Origin of the sequence: Leucobacter denitrificans, from assembly GCF_014396385.1 — a bacterium.
Taxonomy (GTDB): domain Bacteria; phylum Actinomycetota; class Actinomycetes; order Actinomycetales; family Microbacteriaceae; genus Leucobacter; species Leucobacter denitrificans.
Map to the genome: position 1 here is coordinate 2324704 of NZ_CP060716.1, position 19294 is coordinate 2343997.

The 19294-nt window shown below is 59.9% G+C and carries 15 protein-coding genes and 1 tRNA gene; 14 read left to right on the plus strand and 2 right to left on the minus strand.

Features of this window, described 5'->3' with window-relative positions:
• Positions 1-44: 44 nt before the first annotated feature.
• From H9L06_RS11240 to H9L06_RS11260, 5 genes are all read left to right on the plus strand, one after another.
• A complete protein-coding gene (locus H9L06_RS11240) occupies positions 45-1022 on the plus strand; it encodes a ribose-phosphate diphosphokinase (protein WP_187555242.1) in 978 nt (325 codons plus the stop codon).
• 341 nt (positions 1023-1363) lie between these two features.
• Positions 1364-1963, plus strand: a complete 600-nt coding sequence (locus H9L06_RS11245) for a 50S ribosomal protein L25/general stress protein Ctc (RefSeq protein ID WP_187555243.1) — start codon at positions 1364-1366, stop codon at positions 1961-1963.
• Positions 1964-2085: 122 nt separating this feature from the next.
• Entirely contained in the window at positions 2086-2673 is a 588-nt protein-coding gene (gene pth, locus H9L06_RS11250) for an aminoacyl-tRNA hydrolase (RefSeq protein ID WP_187556499.1), read from the plus strand.
• Positions 2670-6359 carry a transcription-repair coupling factor gene (mfd, locus tag H9L06_RS11255; RefSeq protein WP_187555244.1) on the plus strand — a complete coding sequence of 1230 codons (3690 nt, stop codon included), beginning with the start codon at positions 2670-2672 and terminating at the stop codon, positions 6357-6359. The genes pth and mfd overlap by 4 nt, the downstream gene beginning before the upstream one ends.
• Positions 6360-6431: 72 nt before the next feature.
• A complete protein-coding gene (locus tag H9L06_RS11260; RefSeq protein ID WP_187555245.1) occupies positions 6432-7160 on the plus strand; it encodes a MazG nucleotide pyrophosphohydrolase domain-containing protein in 729 nt (242 codons plus the stop codon).
• An 18-nt stretch (positions 7161-7178) separates the two neighbouring features.
• Here H9L06_RS11260 and H9L06_RS11265 read toward each other — a convergent pair whose 3' ends face one another.
• Positions 7179-8081, minus strand: coding sequence for a LuxR C-terminal-related transcriptional regulator (locus H9L06_RS11265; RefSeq protein ID WP_246454397.1), 903 nt, complete (start codon positions 8079-8081; stop codon positions 7179-7181).
• Positions 8082-8284: 203 nt separating this feature from the next.
• Here H9L06_RS11265 and H9L06_RS11270 point away from each other — a divergent pair, with 203 nt between their 5' ends.
• The 7 genes from H9L06_RS11270 (at position 8285) to H9L06_RS11300 (ending at position 15450) form a co-directional block, all read left to right on the plus strand.
• A complete protein-coding gene (locus H9L06_RS11270; protein WP_425489989.1) occupies positions 8285-8539 on the plus strand; it encodes a DUF485 domain-containing protein in 255 nt (84 codons plus the stop codon).
• Positions 8536-10164 carry a solute symporter family protein gene (locus tag H9L06_RS11275; protein WP_246454398.1) on the plus strand — a complete coding sequence of 543 codons (1629 nt, stop codon included), beginning with the start codon at positions 8536-8538 and terminating at the stop codon, positions 10162-10164. The genes H9L06_RS11270 and H9L06_RS11275 overlap by 4 nt, the downstream gene beginning before the upstream one ends.
• 96 nt (positions 10165-10260) lie before the next feature.
• Positions 10261-11553 (plus strand): histidine--tRNA ligase, encoded by a 1293-nt coding sequence (gene hisS / locus H9L06_RS11280; RefSeq protein WP_187555246.1) that lies wholly within the window; start codon positions 10261-10263, stop codon positions 11551-11553.
• A gap of 96 nt (positions 11554-11649) precedes the next feature.
• The gene (gene eno / locus H9L06_RS11285) at positions 11650-12930 is read left to right on the plus strand and encodes a phosphopyruvate hydratase (protein ID WP_187555247.1); all 1281 of its coding nucleotides are present in this window, start codon (positions 11650-11652) and stop codon (positions 12928-12930) included.
• A 28-nt stretch (positions 12931-12958) separates the two neighbouring features.
• Positions 12959-13420: a septum formation initiator family protein gene (locus H9L06_RS11290; RefSeq protein WP_187555248.1), complete on the plus strand. Its 462-nt coding sequence runs from the start codon at positions 12959-12961 to the stop codon at positions 13418-13420.
• Complete coding sequence (locus H9L06_RS11295; protein WP_187555249.1) at positions 13417-13899, plus strand: DUF501 domain-containing protein; 483 nt, start codon at positions 13417-13419, stop codon at positions 13897-13899. Before H9L06_RS11290 ends, H9L06_RS11295 begins: the two co-directional genes overlap by 4 nt.
• 210 nt (positions 13900-14109) lie before the next feature.
• Positions 14110-15450, plus strand: a complete 1341-nt coding sequence (locus H9L06_RS11300; RefSeq protein WP_187555250.1) for an NAD(P)/FAD-dependent oxidoreductase — start codon at positions 14110-14112, stop codon at positions 15448-15450.
• A 120-nt stretch (positions 15451-15570) separates the two neighbouring features.
• Here H9L06_RS11300 and H9L06_RS11305 read toward each other — a convergent pair whose 3' ends face one another.
• Entirely contained in the window at positions 15571-17040 is a 1470-nt protein-coding gene (locus H9L06_RS11305; RefSeq protein ID WP_187555251.1) for a helix-turn-helix domain-containing protein, read from the minus strand.
• Between the two features lie 124 nt (positions 17041-17164).
• Here H9L06_RS11305 and H9L06_RS11310 point away from each other — a divergent pair, with 124 nt between their 5' ends.
• Positions 17165-19000, plus strand: coding sequence for a phosphoenolpyruvate carboxykinase (GTP) (locus tag H9L06_RS11310; protein WP_187555252.1), 1836 nt, complete (start codon positions 17165-17167; stop codon positions 18998-19000).
• A gap of 85 nt (positions 19001-19085) precedes the next feature.
• Positions 19086-19159, plus strand: a tRNA-Leu gene (locus H9L06_RS11315).
• Positions 19160-19294 lie beyond the last annotated feature (135 nt).

Below are 19294 nucleotides of genomic sequence, written 5' to 3' on the forward strand. Positions count from 1 at the left end.
TCACCACAGGCAGTTTTGGCGAAGGGCAAACAGGGAAACTACTGATGAGCAAGATCGAAATGACGGGCCAAAAGAAGCTCGTTTTGATTTCTGGGCGGGCCTACCCTGAGCTCGCCGAGCAGGTCGCCGAAGAACTGGGGGCAGAACTCGTTCCCACCGACGCGCGTACCTTTGCCAACGGCGAACTGTACGCACGCTTCGACGAGAGCGTTCGTGGTTCAGACGCATTCGTCATTCAGTCGCACACCAACCCGATCAATGAGTGGGTGATGGAGCAGCTCATCATGGTTGACGCGCTCAAGCGCGCGTCGGCGAAGCGCATTACCGTGGTTGCCCCGTTCTACCCTTACTCACGACAGGACAAGAAGGGCCGCGGTCGCGAGCCAATCTCGGCGCGACTCATCGCAGACCTTTTCAAGACTGCGGGTGCCGACCGCATCATGTCGGTAGATCTTCACGCACCACAGATTCAGGGCTTCTTTGATGGGCCCCTCGATCACCTGTTCGCTATGCCTGTGTTGATCGATCACTTTGAGAAGCACCTCAACCGAGATGACCTCACCGTTGTGTCTCCCGACATGGGGCGTGTCCGTGTCGCCGACGTGTGGAGTGACCGGCTCGGTGCACCACTCGCGATTATTCACAAGCGCCGCGACCCGTCTGTTGCGAACCAGGCATCGGTACACGGCATTGTCGGCGACGTGAAAGACCGCTGGTGCCTCATGGTCGATGACATGATTGACACAGGTGGCACGATTACCAAGGCGGCCGGCGCACTCAAGGCGGCTGGCGCGAAGGGTGTGACCATTGCTGCAACCCACGCCATCTTCTCCGGAAAGGCGCCCGAGTACCTGTCGCAGGAATTCATCGACCAGGTTGTCGTAACCGACACACTGCCGGTGCCGCCCGAGAAGCGTTTTGAAAAGCTGACCGTGCTGTCGATCGCGCCGCTTATTGCGAAGGCGATCCACGAAGTCTTCGAAGACGGCTCCGTTACGAGCATGTTTGAGGGCGCAGCGTAAAGAAACGCATCGCGTTTCTTTACGCTGCGGTGCTGCTACAGCGGCAGACCGACGGAGCGAAGCGCGCGGTGGCTGCCTAGCACGAAACGCATCGCGTTTCGGGGTTGGCAGCGGTGCCGCTACTGCGGCAGCCCAGGGAGAACGGAGTGAAGCGACGTTCCGGGTGGCTGCGAAATTGGTGTAAAGTAGGTAGCTGTACTTCGGCGAGGGGCGCGAGAGCGCCCGTTATCGACGCGGAACGAACTGCCTCTGGGCATCGCTGCGTCGCACGTACAGGTGCGAGAAACCATTCTGACGGCTTCGGCCGCGAGACACGGGGCGAGAGCCCATAAGGAGACAATATGAGCGAGAACAACAAGCTCCAGGCAGTCGTTCGCGAGAACTTTGGTAAGGGTGCAGCCCGCAAGCTTCGCGCTGTCGGCCAGACCCCCGCAGTTATTTACGGTCACGGCACCGATCCCAAGCACATTGCGGTCGAGACTCACCCGCTGAGCCTCATCATTCGTCACGCAAACGCACTTATCGAGCTTGACCTTGACGGCAAGAAGGAGCTCGTGCTGGTGAAGGACGTGCAGAAGGATCCGGTACGCCAGATCATCGAGCACGTTGACCTCATCATCATCAAGAAGGGCGAGACCGTTGAGGTTGAGGTTCCCATCGTGATCGTTGGCGAGCCATTCTCTGGCACGAACGCGCTTCAGGAGCTCAACACCCTGCGTCTCAGTGTTCCTGCGACGAACATTCCTGAGCACATTGAGGTCAGCGTTGAGGGCCTCGAGGCAGGCACCCACATCCTCGCTGGCGACCTCAAGCTTGCAAGCGACGAGACGCTGCTTGACACTCCTGATCACCTCGTCGTGCAGGTCGTACTGCCGCGCGGCGCTGACGAAGCTGAAGAGGGCGAAGAAGCAGCAGAGGCTGCAGAGCCCGCAGCCGAGTAATACTTACTCTTACGGGACCCGTCGGGAGGTGTTGATCACCCGACGGGTTTCGTGTTTCCTTCAGTCCTGACGAATAGGCTGGAGGTGTGTTTTGGCGAAGAGCAAAGAAAGACGAAGGCAACGTGGCGAGTGACAGCTGGTTGATTGTCGGACTCGGAAACCCGGGACCGAAATATGAGACAACCAGGCACAATGTCGGTCAGATGGCGCTCGACGTGCTTGCTGACAGGATGAGTGCCAAGTTCTCTCTGCACAAAACAAACTCTCGTGTGGCAGAAGGGCGTATCATGCCTGGCGGGCCAAAGCTCATTCTTGCGAAGTCAAATGGTTACATGAACACCTCCGGCGGGCCAGTGTCAGCACTCGCGAAATACTTTGGCGTCAGCCCAGATCGCATCATCGTGCTGCATGATGAGCTTGATCTTCCGTTTGACTCTTTGAAGCTAAAGGTTGGGGGAGGCCACGGTGGGCACAACGGTCTGAGAGATATCGCGAAGGCGCTCGCGACGCCAGATTTTTTCAGAGTGCGGATCGGGATTGGCCGCCCACCGGGTCAACAGGATGCGGCAGATTACGTATTGAGGCCATTCGCCTCAAACGAACGCGAAGCCCTTGCCGTTTTGCTTGAAGACGCCGCAGACGCGAGCGAGTTGCTCGTCACCGACGGACTTCTCGCTGCACAGCAACGATTCCACGGAGCATCCCGATGAGCCTCAGCGGGCTGGAGCACCTGCTCGAGCAGGCTCCGTCGTTTGCGCGCGCACTTGACGCAGCTGCTGAGGATGCGGAATTCTCCGTTGCGGATGGCCTGCGTGCCCCGCTCATCGCTGGCCTCATACGCAAGCGCCGAGCAGCGGGTGATCGAGGCGCAACACTCATCATCGCGGCGACGAGTCGCGAAGCTGATGCGATCCGCCAATCAATCGCATCGATTTTGCCCGACGCAATCACGACAGAATTCCCGGCATGGGAAACGCTGCCGCACGAACGCCTGAGCCCGAGCGCCGAAACAGTGGGTCGTCGCGCGCAGGCGCTGCGAGCGCTTCGCGACTACGGAGCAGACGAAGCTGTAGCCAAGGAGCACCCGTTTGTGATGGTCGCGTCGGTGCGAGCGGCATTGCAGCCGGTGTCACCGCACGCGGCGCATGCCACTCCCGTGATCTTGCAAACTGGCAAGAATGTCGTGCTCGACTCGGGTGAGCTCGGGCTCGAAGCGCTGTCGCGCACACTCGTCGAATTCGCGTACACCCGAGTTGACATGGTGACTCGACGCGGCGAGTTCGCCGTTCGCGGCGGCATTCTTGACGTGTTTCCTCCGACCGCAGAGCAGGCCGTGCGCGTTGATTTCTTTGGCGATGAGGTAGATCTCATCAAGCGGTTCGCGGTATCAGACCAGCGAAGCGCGGGAGATCCACTCGACTCACTCGAGCTGTGGCCCGCGCGAGAGCTTCTGCTCACAGCAGAGGTGCGGGAGAAGGCTGCGGAGCTGCTGCCGAGGTTCCCCGCGTTGTCGAGCATGCTTGAACGCATGAGTGCCGGCATTGCAGTCGAGGGGATGGAGAGTCTGCTTCCGCAGCTCGTGCCGGGCCTTTCTCCGCTGACGGAACTGTTGACCGACGGGGGAGCAGTGCTCGTCGTCTCGCCCGAGCGTGTGGCGGGGCGAGCTGTGAGCCTCGCCGAAACCAACCGTGAGTTCCGCGAAGCTGCCTGGTACGCGGCGACCGCGGGCGCAGATTCGCCAGTTCCCACAGATAACAGCGGAATGCTCACGATGAATGAGCTGCGTCGCGCGGCGGTGGGTAGGCCCTGGTGGAGCGTCACCGGGTTCGTGCGTGACGCGGAGGACGACGAGGCAGCGGGCATCGATGACCTCGGCGATTCGACGATCACAGTTCTCGGTGGTGCTGCTCGGCGCGCCCAGAGTGGTGCAGAGCCGACGACCCAGGCGATCCAGCATCTGAGTCAGCGGCTGAGCGAGGGCTGGCACGCAATCGTCGCGGCGCAGGGAGTCGGGCTTGTTGAACGCGCCCGTGATCTGCTGGCCGAAGCGGGTGCCGCAGCTCGCATGGTCGACGAACTGCCGACTGAACTTGAGACCGGGGTGATTTACCTCGTCACCGGAACCGCGTGGCAGGGCTTCGAAAGCGAAGAGGCAAAGCTGCTGCTTGAGACCGAGGTCGAGTTCTTCGGGCGTGCGGTCACTTCCCAGGTCGCGAGCGGGCAGAAGCTCGCAAGGCGGCGTGGCAAGAATGTTGTGGATCCGCTGAAGCTCGTCGCTGGTGACTACGTGGTGCACGAGACGCACGGAATCGGAAGGTTTGTCGAGCTCACTCAGCGCATGGTGCCGACCGGCGCTGGACTGCGTGCAGAGAAGGCGCTGCGCGAGTACCTGGTGCTCGAATACGCGTCAACGAAGCGCGGCATGCCGCGCGACAAGCTCTATGTACCGACTGATCAGCTTGATCAGCTCTCACGATATGTGGGCGGTGAGGCGCCCGCGCTATCGAAGATGGGTGGTAGCGACTGGGAAGGTGCGAAGAAGAAAGCGCGCAAGGCCGTGCGCGATATCGCGGTCGAACTGGTGAAGCTCTATTCCGAGCGCATGGCTTCTCCTGGGCACGCGTTCACCGAGGATACGCCGTGGCAGCGAGAGCTCGAAGAGGCTTTCCCATACGCGGAGACGCTCGATCAGCTCACCACGATCGACGAGGTGAAGCGCGACATGGAGCGACCCGTACCGATGGATCGGCTGCTCGCGGGCGACGTCGGCTTCGGTAAGACGGAGGTTGCGATCCGTGCAGCGTTTAAGGCGGTGCAAGACGGAAAACAGGTCGCGATGCTCGTACCGACTACCTTGCTCGTGAACCAGCACATTGAGACATTCCAGAACAGGTTTGCTGGGTTCCCGGTGCAGTTGCGCCCGCTGAGCCGGTTCCAAACTGAGAAGGAGTCGAAAGAGACGATCGAGGGGCTCGCCGCGGGTACGGTCGATGTCGTCATCGGCACCCATCGACTGCTCTCCGAAAGCGTGATCTACAAGGATCTCGGATTGCTGATCATTGACGAGGAGCAGCGGTTCGGCGTCGAGCACAAAGACGCACTCAAGAAACTCAAGGCAGGCGTCGACATCCTTGCGATGAGCGCGACGCCGATCCCACGAACACTCGAAATGGCGGTCACCGGCATTCGTGAGATGTCGACGCTCGCGACACCGCCCGAAGATCGGCACCCAATTCTCACGTTTGTCGGCCCACGCAGCGATAAGCAGATGACCGCCGCGATCCGCCGCGAATTACTGCGCGAGGGGCAGGTGTTCTTCGTACACAATCGCGTGAGTTCGATTCAGCGGATCGCGTCGCACATTTCTGAACTCGTTCCCGAGGCGCGCGTCGCGGTTGCACACGGCCGGCTGTCTGAATCGCAGCTTGAAAAGGTGGTGCAGGACTTCTGGGAGCGGAAGTACGACGTGCTCGTCTCGACAACGATCATTGAGACGGGTCTCGATATTGCGAACGCGAACACCATCATTATTGACCAGGCCGATAAGTACGGTCTGAGTCAGTTGCACCAGCTTCGCGGCCGCGTCGGGCGCAGTCGCGAGCGCGCGTATGCGTACTTCTTGTATGACCCCGAAAAGCCGCTCACTGAACACGCGAACGAGCGCCTCGAAACGCTCGCCGCAAATAACGAGCTCGGTGCAGGTATGCAGGTCGCGCTCAAGGATCTCGAGTTGCGTGGAGCCGGCAATTTGCTTGGTGGCGAGCAGTCGGGGCATATTGCTGGTGTCGGCTTTGACCTGTACCTGCGCATGATCGGTGAGGCAGTGAACACGTTTAAGGGTGTCGAGTCGGCAGTTAATACAGAACTGATTCTTGAGCTGCCGGTCGACGCGCGTATTCCTGAGGAATACGTCGAAAGCGAGCGGCTGCGCCTTGAGGCGTATCAGAAGTTCTCGGCCGCCTCGCATCCGCAGGCACCGGAGGAGAACGTATCGCTCGTGCTCGAGGAGCTCACCGATCGCTACGGCAAGCCGCCGGAGGAAGTTGAGCGACTCGCGGCGGTCTCGTCGCTCAGGCGCAGAGCCGCGAAGCTCGGCCTCTCGAAGCTCATTGCTGCAGGGCCAATGTTGCGGATCGAGCCGGTGCAACTGCTCGATTCACGGCGCATGCGCATGAACCGCATGTACCCGGGCGCGAAGTACCAGGAATCGACGAAGGTGCTGCAGGTGCCGCTACCCGGCGGCACAGTGACCGCCCGGAGTCCGCTCGCGGGTGTCGGCCAGCGATCCACTGCGGAAGACGGAGACGTTGTCGCGTGGGCCACGAAGGTTGTCGCGAACCTGCTCGAACCCGAGGCTCCGCCCGCGGCGGCTGGAGAAGTGCCGCAAAACGGATAAACGCACGGTGAATTCTGGTCGGTACCGAGCGTGATCTAACTTGCGTTCAGGAGCCTGGCGTAGGCTAATCGTATGGATGCCGGTGCTGACAGACCTAGCCAGACTTTGCTCAGCGACCCCCTGCGGGCCGCCTTCGACACCGTGCGACGCATGGTGAACGAGGGAGGATGCGCCTGGCACGCGGTGCAGACGCACGAAAGCCTCACCAAATATCTCGTCGAGGAAACATCCGAACTCATTGATGCGATCGAGCGCGAACTACCCGCCGACGAGGTACGCGGTGAACTCGGAGATGTGCTCTACCAGGTGCTCTTTCACGCCGCTATCGCCGAGCGCGATGGGGAGGGTTACGACCTCGATTCCGTGGCCGCTCATCTTAATGAGAAGCTCATCGCGAGGCATCCGCACGTCTTTGGTGACCGCGGGTACATGACCGTCGAAGAGTTGCACGCAGAGTGGGAGCGACTCAAAGAAGACGCCGCGGGGGAGCAGCGTGGATCTCGGGGTCCTCTCGACGGCATTCCCGACGGCATGCCCGCGCTTGCTCGCGCGGCAAAGGTCGTGGAGCGTCTCAAGCGGGCGAAGCTCGTGCATCCGACTGCGGGTGAGCGCACGCCAGAAGATCCACTCGCTGCGGCGATCGGCCCTCGCGAGACTGCGATGGCCGAGGTTGGTATCGGTGATGCGATGATCGCGCTCGTGCTGCGTGCGAACGCAGCGGGTGTGGATCCGGAGCGGGCCCTGCGCCTCGCTACGAATCGGCTCAGCGAGCGCGTGATCGCCAATGAGAACGGCGTCTGAACTGGCTTGCTCTCGAGGTTAAGGGATCAGCCCGAATCCTCGTGCCGCGGCAACTGCCGCGTGACGGGTCGATGCCTCGAGCTTCGCCATTGCCGTCTTAAGATAGCTCTTCACTGTGCTCTCGGTGATTCCGAGCGAGAGCCCGATTTCAGCGTTCGTGGCACCCAGCGCGGCCTGCGAGAGCACGTCGGCCTCGCGAGGAGTGAGCTTGATAACGGTGTTCGGCGGTGCGACATGACCGATATTCGCCAGTCGCTGTTCGAGCGCGACAAGGCGATCGCGCGTCTCTCTATCGGTGGTGTCGGCGGCAATTCGCCGAAGTTCGGCGTGACTGCTGCGAAGTTCTTCGAGCACTGACCCCGGAAGACTCGCGAGCGGCTGTGGCGCGGGTGCCCGGGAGGCGAGGCCACGCTCGTCGAGCAGTTGAATCTCGGATGCGAGTTCTTGCGCGACTCCGGCCGCCGCACGCATGAAGGTCCCGTCCGGGGGTGATTCCCCGCGAGTTCCCCCGTACAGTACTGCTCGCGTCTGACCCTCCACGAGCACGGGTACGGCAACGAGCATGACGATGCCCTCAGCTCCGATTTCTGTGTCGTAGTCGTGGCTGATTTTCTGCGAAGAAATGTAGTCGGGCGTGAACCTAGGGCGGTGCTCAATCATTGCTCGGCCACCGAGGCCGCGAGTGTTCGCCACTCGAAGCTCGTGCAGACTTGAACCATGGTTGCCACTCAACGCGGTAACGGTCGTGATGCCCTCAGATTCATACCCTCCAAATGCGAGCGCAAACTTGGTGGCGCGCGCAAACTCATCGACGGCATCTTCGAGAAGCCGTTGAAGAGCGGGCGTGGGGCGCAGCAACACAGTGAGTACCAACTTTCGGGGGTACTCAATAAATATCACGATTCCTAGGATCTTGAACACACCGCAGTGCTGCGGTTGCAGTGGTCAGGCTGAGGGGATCAGGGCCAGTGCGAAAACACCTGTAAGACACTGAACTGGGCGAGGAGGCCCGAATGTCTTAAGAATCCTGGTCCTCACAAAGGACACATACCCCACCCATCGATTATGAAGCGGTTCAATCGGGCCGTGAGTTCCTCGAACTGAAGCAGCGGTTTCGCCGCTTCGTGTTTCCGCTAACCGCAGCATTCATGCTGTGGTTTCTCGGATTCGTGTTGCTCGGTGCCTACGCGCACGAGTTCATGGCGACACCGTTGATGGGGCTCAATGTCGGAATGTGGCTCGGTCTGCTGCAGTTCGTTTCGACGTTCGCAATCACCATGTGGTACGTGAGCTTTGCAAACAAGCGGCTCGATCCGCTCACTGCAGAACTGCGAGCAGAGCTTGAAGCGCGCGAGCCCGCTCAAGGAGGTGAACAGTGAACTTCAATGCTCAACTACTGGTAGCAATTGACTCGTCGCAGAACAGTCAGAACCCGGTACTCAATATCTCGATCTTCCTTGCGTTCGTCGCGGTCACGATGATCATCGTGATACGCGCGAGTCGAAACAACAGCAGCGCGGCCGATTTCTACGCCGGAGGCCGATCATTCTCGGGTCGCCAGAATGGCATCGCAATTGCTGGGGATTACCTGTCGGCAGCATCGTTTCTCGGTATCTGTGGGGCGATCGCGATCAATGGGTACGATGGCTTTCTCTATTCGATCGGCTTCCTCGTGGCTTGGCTCGTGGCGCTCTTGCTTGTCGCGGAGCTCATGCGTAACACCGCGAAGTTCACGATGGCTGATGTGCTGTCGTTCCGTCTCAAGCAGCGCCCGGTGCGTATGGCGGCGGCGCTCACCACGCTGATGGTGACGTTTTTCTACCTGCTCGCGCAAATGGCTGGCGCGGGCGGATTAGTGTCGCTATTGCTCGGCCTCGATGACAAACTCGGACAATCGCTGGTCATTGCAGTGGTCGGCGTCGTCATGATTCTGTATGTGCTGATAGGCGGAATGAAAGGCACCACCTGGGTACAGATCATCAAAGCCGTGTTGCTCATTGCAGGAGCGGCGATAATGACGTTCTGGGTGCTTGCGCTCAAGGGCTTCAACTTTGGGGCGGTGCTCGAAGCTGCTATTAACCATCCAGAGAATGCTCACGGGGCAGATATCCTCGCTCCCGGTATTAAGTACGGCGCATTGCCGATCGATTTTGTTTCGCTGGCGCTCGCGCTGGTGCTCGGAACCGCTGGGCTGCCTCACGTGCTCATGCGTTTCTACACCGTGCCAACGGCAAAGGAAGCGCGTCGCTCGGTGGTCTGGGCAATTTGGCTCATCGGTATCTTCTACTTGTTCACTCTCGTGCTTGGGTTTGGTGCAGGCGCGCTCGTTGGGCCCGAGACCATTGCGGCTGCACCTGGAGGTGTGAATTCCGCGGCTCCGCTGCTTGCGGCGTTCCTGGGCGGCCCGCTGCTGCTGGGGTGTATTTCGGCGGTTGCGTTTGCCACGATCCTCGCGGTCGTTGCGGGGCTCACGATTACTGCATCTGCCTCCTTTGCGCACGACATATATTCAAGCGTCGTGAAGAAGGGCAATGTAACTGCGAAGCAAGAGGTCAAGGTTGCGCGAATCACAACCGTAGTCATTGGTGCCCTCGCAATTGTCGGTGGCATCGGTGTGCAGGGGCAGAACGTAGCGTTTCTGGTCGCACTCGCATTCGCGGTGGCTGCCTCGGCAAATCTTCCGACGATCCTTTACTCACTGTTCTGGAAGCGCTTCACCACGCGAGGCGTAGTGTGGTCAATGATTGGTGGTCTCATCGCCGCAGTCGGACTCATCGCCTTCTCGCCGGTGGTCTCTGGCAATGAGACGGCGATGCTCGGAGCTGGTATTGATTTTGCAATCTTCCCGCTGAAGAATCCCGGGATTCTCTCGATTCCTATCGGGTTCTTTTTTGGATGGCTCGGCTCCGTAACCGACAAGACGGCCGAGTCGAAGAAGCTGGCAGCTGAGATGGAGGTGCGGGCTCTCACCGGTTACGGTGCAGAACCGCCCGCGCAGCACTGAGTTGCTCCCGGGGTGGATAGCGCCGAATCGCATAGGTTCGCGCGCGTCCACCCCGGGTGGCAAGGGCGAAGCTGTGTGCATGGAAGAATGGAACCCATGGCATCTCCAGTGAATCCGCCTCGTGGCATGCGTGACTTCCTCCCTGCAGACAAGGCTCGACGCGAGCACGCCCTAGGAATCATTCGTGGCGTGTATCGCTCGCATGGGTTCGATGAGATTGAGACTCCGGTTGTCGAAGAGCACGGACGTCTGCACTCAGGACTCGGAGGCGACAACGAGAAACTGAGCTTCTCAATATTGAAGCGTGGGATTAAGCCCGAGGTACTCGACGCCGCGGCAGCTGCGGGTGACCCCGAGCAACTCGCCGATCTTGGCCTTCGGTTCGACCTTACGGTGCCACTCGCGCGCTACTATGCCACGCACCGGGCAGAACTTCCTCCGGTATTTCGCGCCATTCAGATTGCGCCTGTGTGGCGTGCTGAGCGCCCACAGAAAGGCCGATACCGCCAATTCGTGCAGGCCGACATCGACATCATTGGCGAGGCAGGGGTGCTCGCCGAAGTTGAGTTGATTACGGCAACATCGCAAGCTCTCGCAGAACTAGGTTTGTCTGGTTGTGTGATCCGTGTGAACGATCGCCGAATTCTCTTCGGCCTGTTGAGCGAGATTGGTCTCGACGCAGAGCACCACAACCGAGCACTCATCACGATCGATAAGCTCGACAAGATCGGTGTCGACGGAGTCACCGCAGAACTCGCAGAAACTGATCCGGCGGCTGCGGAGAAACTTCGAGGTGTGCTCGAAGGAGTTGGGCCCGCGCTCGCCGCAGGTATCCCCGTTTCGCGCGAATCGATCGAAGCCGTGCTTCCCGCGCTCGCGGAGAACGACGGCATTGAGAACCTCGCGACACTTGGCTCTGCATTGCAGGGCGGTCTGCCAGAGGGTGTCGAGATCCACTTCGACCCAACGCTCGTGCGCGGCATGGGCTATTACACTGGCACAATTTTCGAGATCGCGCACCCGGGCTCGGGCAGTTCAGTGGGTGGCGGCGGCCGCTATGACGGCATGATCGGGCGATTCCTCGGGCGAAATGTGCCGGCGGTTGGGTTCTCGATTGGGTTCGAGCGCGTGGTGGATCTCATTGCGATCGACGATAATGCTGGCCCTGAAGCGGTTGTGCTCGTGACTGATGCAGACACCCCACTAGATGAACTCATGGCAATCAAACGCGACCTCGTGGCGCAGGGCAAACGGGTACGCATTGAAAAGCGTCAAAAGAACATGAAGACACTCCTCGCGCGCGTCGCCGCCGAGGGATTCACGGCGTTCGCGAACGTGAGCACCGGCACCGACTCGGGCTCGCTCAATTGGCGCGAGCTCGCAGACTAGAGTTGCTCACGAACGGCATAGCCGTAACCGGAAGCCCGTAAACTGTAACCTGGCGCGAAACACGCGCCTCACGACTGCAACCACAAGGAGCACACTGTGGCATTTATCGATGCGGTAATCGCACGCGAGATTCTTGATTCGCGCGGCAACCCGACCGTCGAGGTCGAGGTCGGTCTCACCGATGACTCCGTGGGGCGCGCTGCAGTGCCCTCGGGCGCTTCGACTGGCGCGTTTGAGGCATACGAACTACGTGACGGCGATAAGGATCGCTACCTCGGAAAGGGTGTCACCAAGGCTGTCGATGCCGTGTTCGACGAGCTTGCCCCTGCGATCGAAGGACTCGCGGCCGACGATCAGCGGATCATCGACTCCGTGCTCAAAGAGGTCGACGGTACCGATAACAAGCAGCGCGTGGGCGCGAACTCGATCCTCGGTGTGAGCCTCGCGGTTGCGCACGCCGCCGCAGCGTCGGCTGAGCTGCCGCTCTACCGCTATCTCGGTGGACCGAACGCGAGCACGCTCCCTGTGCCGCTCATGAACATCATCAACGGCGGCGCTCACGCAGACACCGGTGTTGACATTCAGGAGTTCATGGCTGTGCCGCTCGGTGCCGAGTCATTCTCTGAGGGGCTGCGTTGGGGCGTTGAGGTTTACCATGCGCTCAAGGCACTGCTCAACGAGCAGGGTCTATCGACTGGCCTTGGCGACGAGGGCGGATTCGCCCCAGACTTGCCACACAACGCAGCGGCACTCGATCTCATCGTCGAAGCGATTAAGCGTGCAGGCTACGAGCCTGGCCGCGATATCGCGGTCGCACTCGATGTCGCATCGTCAGAGTTCTACGAGAACGGTGTCTACAAGTTCGAAGGGCAGGATCGCACTGCTGCTGAGATGAGCGCATACTACGCCGAGCTGCTCGAAAAGTACCCGCTGGTCTCGATTGAAGATCCGCTCGATGAGAGCGACTGGGAGGGCTGGAAGCTGCTCACCGATCAGATCGGTGACCGCGTGCAGCTCGTTGGTGACGACCTGTTCGTAACGAACCCGGAGCGCCTGGGTGAGGGCATCGAAAAGGGCGTTGCGAACTCGATCCTCGTGAAGGTCAACCAAATCGGCACGCTCACCGAGACGTTCGACGCGGTGCAGCTCGCACAGCGTTCGGGCTACACCGCGGTCATGTCGCACCGCTCTGGCGAGACGGAAGACGTAACAATCGCTGACCTCGCTGTTGCGACCGATTGCGGCCAGATCAAGACCGGTGCACCCGCACGTTCAGATCGCGTCGCAAAGTACAACCAGCTTCTCCGTATCGAAGAAGAGCTCGGTTCAGCGGCGCGCTACGCTGGCCGCGCGGCGTTCCCGCGTTTTCAGGCGTAATAACCAGATATAAAACGGAACGATCACGGTGAAGCGCTGGAGAGAAGACCTCGCGGCCTGGGCCCAGAGCCTGCGGTTCAGCGGCTTCACCGTGATCGTTGTCGTTTCTGTTATCGGAGGGGCACTGATCCTCAGCCCCAATATTTCGACCTTCGTGCAGCAGCGACGCGAAATCTCTCAACTGCGCGAAAGCGTGCGACAGCACAGAGAAGCAGTCGAAGCTATTGACGCAGAGCGCGCACAGTGGCGGGACCCGGCGTATGTGCGCGCGCAGGCCCGCGACCGCCTCTCGTATGTGCTGCCCGGTGAAACGCAACTCAGCATTATCGCTGACATCGTGCTTCCGGCAGAGTCCGATGAAGAAACGAGTGCCGACCTGACCCAGGTTGAGCGAAACTGGGCGAAAGATCTCGCAACCTCATTGATAGCTGCGGGAAGTGCTGTGCCCGAAACCCCATCAGAAGACGAAGCCGCAAGGAGCGACGAGTGAGCCGTCCACCATTTACCGAACCATCTGCTGCAGACATCGAGACGGTGAGTGAGCAGCTCGGGCGAGAGGCCCGCGGCGTTGTTGGCATCGCCGCGCGTGACTCGCAGGGTGTGCCTGCTGTGGTGGCAACCTCACCAAGACTCCCTGATGGATCACCGTTCCCCACCTTTTATTACCTGTGCCATCCAGAAGCGGTGGCTGCCGCATCTCGTCTCGAGGCGGCCGGTGTCATGAATGAGTACAACGAGATGCTCGCCGAAGACGAAGAGCTTCGTGACGCGTATGCTCGCGCGCATGCGCAGTACATTGCGGATCGGGACCTGGTCGGAGAAGTGCCTGAGCTCGCAGGGATCAGTGCTGGTGGCATGCCAACACGGGTCAAGTGCCTGCACGCGCTGATCGGTCACGCGCTCGCGGCTGGTCCCGGGGTAAACCCGATAGGGGACCTGGCAATCGAGCGGTCGGGCCTCAAGCTTTAGGTGCAAATTTTCTGCGAGAAAATCGACGAATTTACGAATCTTCGTTGATTTACCCGCCAGGATTCACCGATTATGCTGACACTCTGCCAATTTACAGATAGGGTATACGGGTTGGGTGAATTCTGCCCATCTGGATTCCCGTGTGAGTTCGGGAATGTCTATTAGACATCGCATAGTTATGCGTGCATCGATCATCAAGGAGATCGCTTCGTGGCGAAGAAGATTCTGATTGTCGGCGGGGGATACGCTGGCTTCTACACCGCATGGAAATTGGAGAAGCTCCTTCGTGCGGGTGAGGCTGAGGTCACCATTGTCGATCCACTGCCGTACATGGCATACCTGCCATTTCTGCCTGAGGTCGCTGCGGGGTCGGTTGAGCCTCGCCACGCGGTAGTCGCTCGTCGTCGCCACCTGAAGAGCACCGCGAACGTAGCGGGCAAGGTCACCGGAATCTCGCACGCAACGAAGACTGCAACCATTACCCCCAACGTGGGTGAGGCATACGACTTCGAGTACGACCACATCGTCATCACCACGGGATCGGTATCGCGCACCTTCCCAATCCCAGGTGTCGCAGATCTCGCGATCGGAATGAAGACGATCGAAGAGGCCGTCGCTGTTCGCGACCGTCTGGTTGGAAACTTTGAGCGCGCAGCGCTGCTGCCAAAGGACTCGGCTGAGCGTGCACGTTTGCTTACCGTCACCGTTGTCGGTGGTGGATTCGCGGGAATCGAGACAATCGCCGAACTGCGTTCGTTCGCGACCTCGTTGCTGCGTCGCTACCCAGAGATCACCTTTAACGAGACGAAGTTCCACCTCGTTGAGGCAATGGGGCGCATCATGCCTGAGGTCACCGAAGGTCTCGCTGACTGGGTTGTAAAGGATCAGACCCGTCGTGGTGTTGACATTCACCTCAACACGCAGCTGCAGTCGGCAGTCGGTGGCAACATTGAGCTTTCAACCGGCGAGACCTATGAGTCTGATCTCATCGTGTGGACCGCGGGAGTTATGCCGCGACCATTCCTCCGCGGTACAGACTTGCCGATTGGTCAGCGTGGCCACGTCGTTGGCACTCCGTCACTCCGTGTGGCGACCGAAGAGGGCGAGATCGTCGAGGGCGCATGGACCGCAGGCGATACCTCACAGGTTCCCGACATTTCATCGACGCCTGGCCCGGGCGGCTTCTGCGTGCCAAACGCACAGCACGCGGTTCGTCAGGGGCGTCTGCTCGCGAAGAACATCGTTGCTACGCTCCGCGGTGAAGGCATTGTTGAGTACAACCACAAGAACGCTGGCGCGGTTGCTGGCCTCGGCGTGAACACTGGCGTGTTCCGCTCGGGTAACTTCGCACTGAAGGGCTACTTCGCGTGGCTCGCTCACCGTTTCTACCACGGCCTCGCTATCCCAACGTGGGAGCGCAAGTGGCGCGTATTCGGTGGCTGGGTTGGCCACTTCTTCCTCGGTCGTGACATCGTAAACATTGAGGCGGTTACCGAGCCTCGCGCGATCTTCGAAGAGTTTGCTTCGCGCCCGAAGCCTGCAGCGGAGTAATCTGCGGCACTACAGAGATTGAATACGCGAGAACCGCGGGCGAGCCTCAGGCTGGTCCGCGGTTCTCGCGTTTCTCGGGAGTGAGCGTCAGCGACTCATCGATGGGTCACGTTTACCGGGTTAGGCCTCAGGCGCGTGTTTCGACAGGAACTCATACATTGAGGTGTCTTCGACACCAGGGAAGGTGCCGGTCGGAAGGGGCGAGAGCACGTGTGCGTGCATTCGAGCACTCGGCCATGCCTTGCCCTCCCACCGTTCGCGAAGCACCTGTGGTGGGGTGCGGCAACACGACGGGTCCGGGCAGGTTGAATGCTTGCGCACCTGGGTGTCGCGACCGCGAAACCAGCGCGCGTCGTCGAAGGGTACGCCACAGGAGATCGAGAACGCCTGCTGCTCGGCTTCTCCTGTTTGCACACTTGTCCAGAACGTTCCCGCTGGTGTGTCGGTGTATTGGTAAAACTCGCTCGTGCGGTTGGTTCGGTGGAAGGCTGTGCGGCCGCCCCACTTTGCACACAGTAGTTCGCCTTCGATCGCGCCCGCATCGTCGACCAGGTAGGGGAGCCCATCGTTCTCGTAGCCGCGAACGAGTACTCCATCCCCGTCTGTTCGATAGTGGTGCACCCTGAGATCGAGGTGGCGTGTCGCGAGGTTCGTAAACCGGTGCGCAGCAGCTTCGTGCGTGACACCGAATGCATCTCGAAAGTCCTCGATCGCAAGGTTTCTATTTCGTTTTGCTTGCTGAAGGTACTCAACTGCTTTGGCCTCTGGAAGCAGGCAGGCCGAGGCAAAGTAGTTGATCTGCAGTCGCTGCTCGAGAAATTCGAGGTAACTTTGCGGCTCAGCGTGTCCGAGCACTCGATGCGCCATGGCCTGCAGCGCGAGCGAACGGAGCCCATGGCCGCCTGGGATAGATGTCGGCGGGAGGTAGATTCTGCCATTTTCGAGGTCGGTGATGCTTCGCGTGTTTGGTGGAAGGTCGTCAACGAAGATGAGCGTAAACCCGAGAAGTTCGGCAAGCATCGCGACCTCGCGGTGCGTCACCGCACCGACAGAGTGCCCAATGCGTCGCATGAGGTCAGAGGCGATCACTTCAATGTCAGGCAAATAGTTGTCGCGTTGCTGCATTTGTAGGCGGATCTTGGTGTTACCTCGTCGCGCCTCCTCCGAGGTTGTGGCCGCAGCCCGAGTCCGGCGTGCAATTTCTCGGTGCAGGCCGACGAGTGCCTCGAGGGCCTCGTCGCTCAGTGAGCGAGGGGCCCGAATTCGAGGGAGTCCGATTTGGTCATACCATGGGGTGCTCTGCGCGCGTTCGAGCTCGATTTCAAGTTCACTCCGCTCGTCTGGGGCTTCGGGTGTGAGAAGTTCTGCCGGATCCACATCGAGCTCGCGTGCGATTGCCTGAATGAGCGTGAGCTTCGGTTCGCGCTTGCCGTTCTCGACGAGAGACAATTGACTTGCGACGACACCCACGCGAGAGCCGAGCTGTTCGAGGGTAAGGCCAGCGGCATTGCGAAAGTGTCGCAGGCGCTTACCAATCACCAAACGGTCGATTGTGGCGGCTGAAATAGACGGTGTGATCTCACGCTCCATAAATTGACTATATGTCAAAAATCTTAAAAATTGACAACCAGTTTGGTAAACGGGGTGTGAATTCGGGGGTCAGAATGGTAATACCGGCCTAGTTCTTACAGCCCACAAGGAGAATCGAACGCCAATGAGCAACGCAACTCTCGACTCAGTTACCGATCTCGTTAACGAGACCGCAAACACTACGAATCCAGAAGTTTTGCAGTGGGTGACAGAAGTCGCGGCACTCACCAAACCAGACGCAGTGCTCTGGTGTGACGGATCGCAGGATGAATGGAACCGAATCACCAGTGAGATGGTCGAAGCGGGGACACTGATCCAGCTCGATAAGAACCTGCGCCCCGGAAGCTTCCTTGCGCGCTCGAACCCATCTGACGTGGCGCGTGTCGAAGACCGCACCTTCATCTGCTCGGCGACAAAGGAGCAGGCTGGCCCCACGAACAACTGGGTAGACCCGGCCGAGATGAAGCAGACTCTGAACCCGCTGTTTGACGGGTCGATGCGCGGACGCACAATGTACGTCGTTCCGTTCTCGATGGGCCCCGTCGGCGGCGCCATTACTCAGCTCGGCATCGAAATTACCGATTCACCTTACGCGGTGCTGAACATGCGCATCATGACTCGCATGGGGCAGCAAGCACTCGACGGTATCACCCCCGGTAGCGAGTGGGTGCGCACTGTGCACTCGGTTGGTGCGCCACTTGAGCCGGGTGAAGCCGACGTTGAATGGCCATGCAACGACCTGAAGTACATCACGCACTTCCCAGAGACCCTCGAGGTCTGGTCATACGGCTCGGGCTACGGCGGCAACGCGCTGCTTTCGAAGAAGTGCTTCGCACTCCGTATCGCTTCGGTCATGGGCCGCAACGAGGGGTGGCTCGCAGAGCACATGTTGCTCCTCAAGCTGACCAACACCAATACAGACAAGACGTACCACATCTCTGCGGCATTCCCTTCGGCCTGTGGCAAGACCAACCTTGCAATGCTCCAGCCAACAATTCCTGGTTGGAAGGTTGAGACCATCGGTGACGACATCGCATGGCTTCGCCCAGGTCAAGATGGCCGCCTCTACGCAATCAACCCAGAGGCAGGCTTCTTCGGTGTCGCCCCTGGTACCGGCGAGTCGACGAACCCGGTTGCAATGGACACAATGTGGGGCAACACGATCTTCACGAACGTCGCGCTCACCGACGACGGCGATGTGTGGTGGGAAGGGAAGACCGACGAGGTTCCCGATCACCTGATCGACTGGCAGGGTAACGACTGGACCCCAGACTCTGGTCGTAACGCTGCGCACCCGAACTCTCGCTTCACTGTGCCGATTCAGCAGACCCCGACGCTCGCTCAAGATTGGTACGAGCAAGACGGCGTGCCGCTTGACGCCATTCTCTTCGGTGGCCGTCGCGCAACGAACATTCCACTCGTGGCACAGTCGCGCTCATGGGAGCACGGCGTCTTCATGGGGGCGACTATCTCTTCAGAGCGGACCGCTGCTGCAGAGGGCACAGTTGGCGAACTTCGCCGCGATCCTTTCGCAATGCTCCCGTTCTGTGGCTACAACATGGCTGACTACTGGGGTCACTGGCTTGAGACGGGTAAGCGTCTTGGCGAGAACGCACCGAAGCTGTTCCAGGTGAACTGGTTCCGCAAGGGCGCAGATGGTCGCTTCCTCTGGCCTGGGTTTGGCGACAACTCCCGCGTGATTGACTGGATCATTCGCCGAGTTGAGGGCGAAGTTTCTGGCCGCGAGTCTGCAGTTGGCACACTACCTGCCGATGGCGAACTCAACCTCACCGGTATCGAAGAGGTTGAAGCTGAACTCGACGAGATCTTTGCGATCGATGCGGAGTCATGGCTGAAGGAGACTGATCTCACCGAGGAGTACTTCGCACAGTTCGGTGATCGTCTTCCTGAGGCGCTCCGCGAGGAACTCGAGGGTCTGCGTAGCCGCTTGAAGAGCTAAGTTCTCTGAGAATTTTTCACATTGGTGCCCCGGTCAATTCGGCCGGGGCACCGTTGTGTCAATAAGCTAGGAAATGACGCGTTAGCCCCCCATAGCCCAACTGGCAGAGGCAGTCGACTTAAAATCGATACAGTCAGGGTTCGAATCCCTGTGGGGGGACGGAAAATGACGAAGCATCGCTTCGGCGTCCGGCCCCGTGGCGCCCACGGCGCCAGCCCACGGAGCGTAGCGAGGGGTAGGGACGGAAAGCTTCGCATTAAGCTGACATCATGGCGTTCGCAAAAGCACTGTTGA

Coding starts and splice junctions, on each gene's coding strand:
- H9L06_RS11305 (WP_187555251.1), bottom strand. CDS start 17,040: ATGGAGCGTGAGATCACACCGTCTATTTCAGCCGCCACAATCGACCGT.
- hisS (WP_187555246.1), top strand. CDS start 10,261: ATGGCATCTCCAGTGAATCCGCCTCGTGGCATGCGTGACTTCCTCCCT.
- H9L06_RS11240 (WP_187555242.1), top strand. CDS start 45: ATGAGCAAGATCGAAATGACGGGCCAAAAGAAGCTCGTTTTGATTTCT.
- H9L06_RS11310 (WP_187555252.1), top strand. CDS start 17,165: ATGAGCAACGCAACTCTCGACTCAGTTACCGATCTCGTTAACGAGACC.
- mfd (WP_187555244.1), top strand. CDS start 2,670: ATGAGCCTCAGCGGGCTGGAGCACCTGCTCGAGCAGGCTCCGTCGTTT.
- H9L06_RS11245 (WP_187555243.1), top strand. CDS start 1,364: ATGAGCGAGAACAACAAGCTCCAGGCAGTCGTTCGCGAGAACTTTGGT.
- H9L06_RS11260 (WP_187555245.1), top strand. CDS start 6,432: ATGGATGCCGGTGCTGACAGACCTAGCCAGACTTTGCTCAGCGACCCC.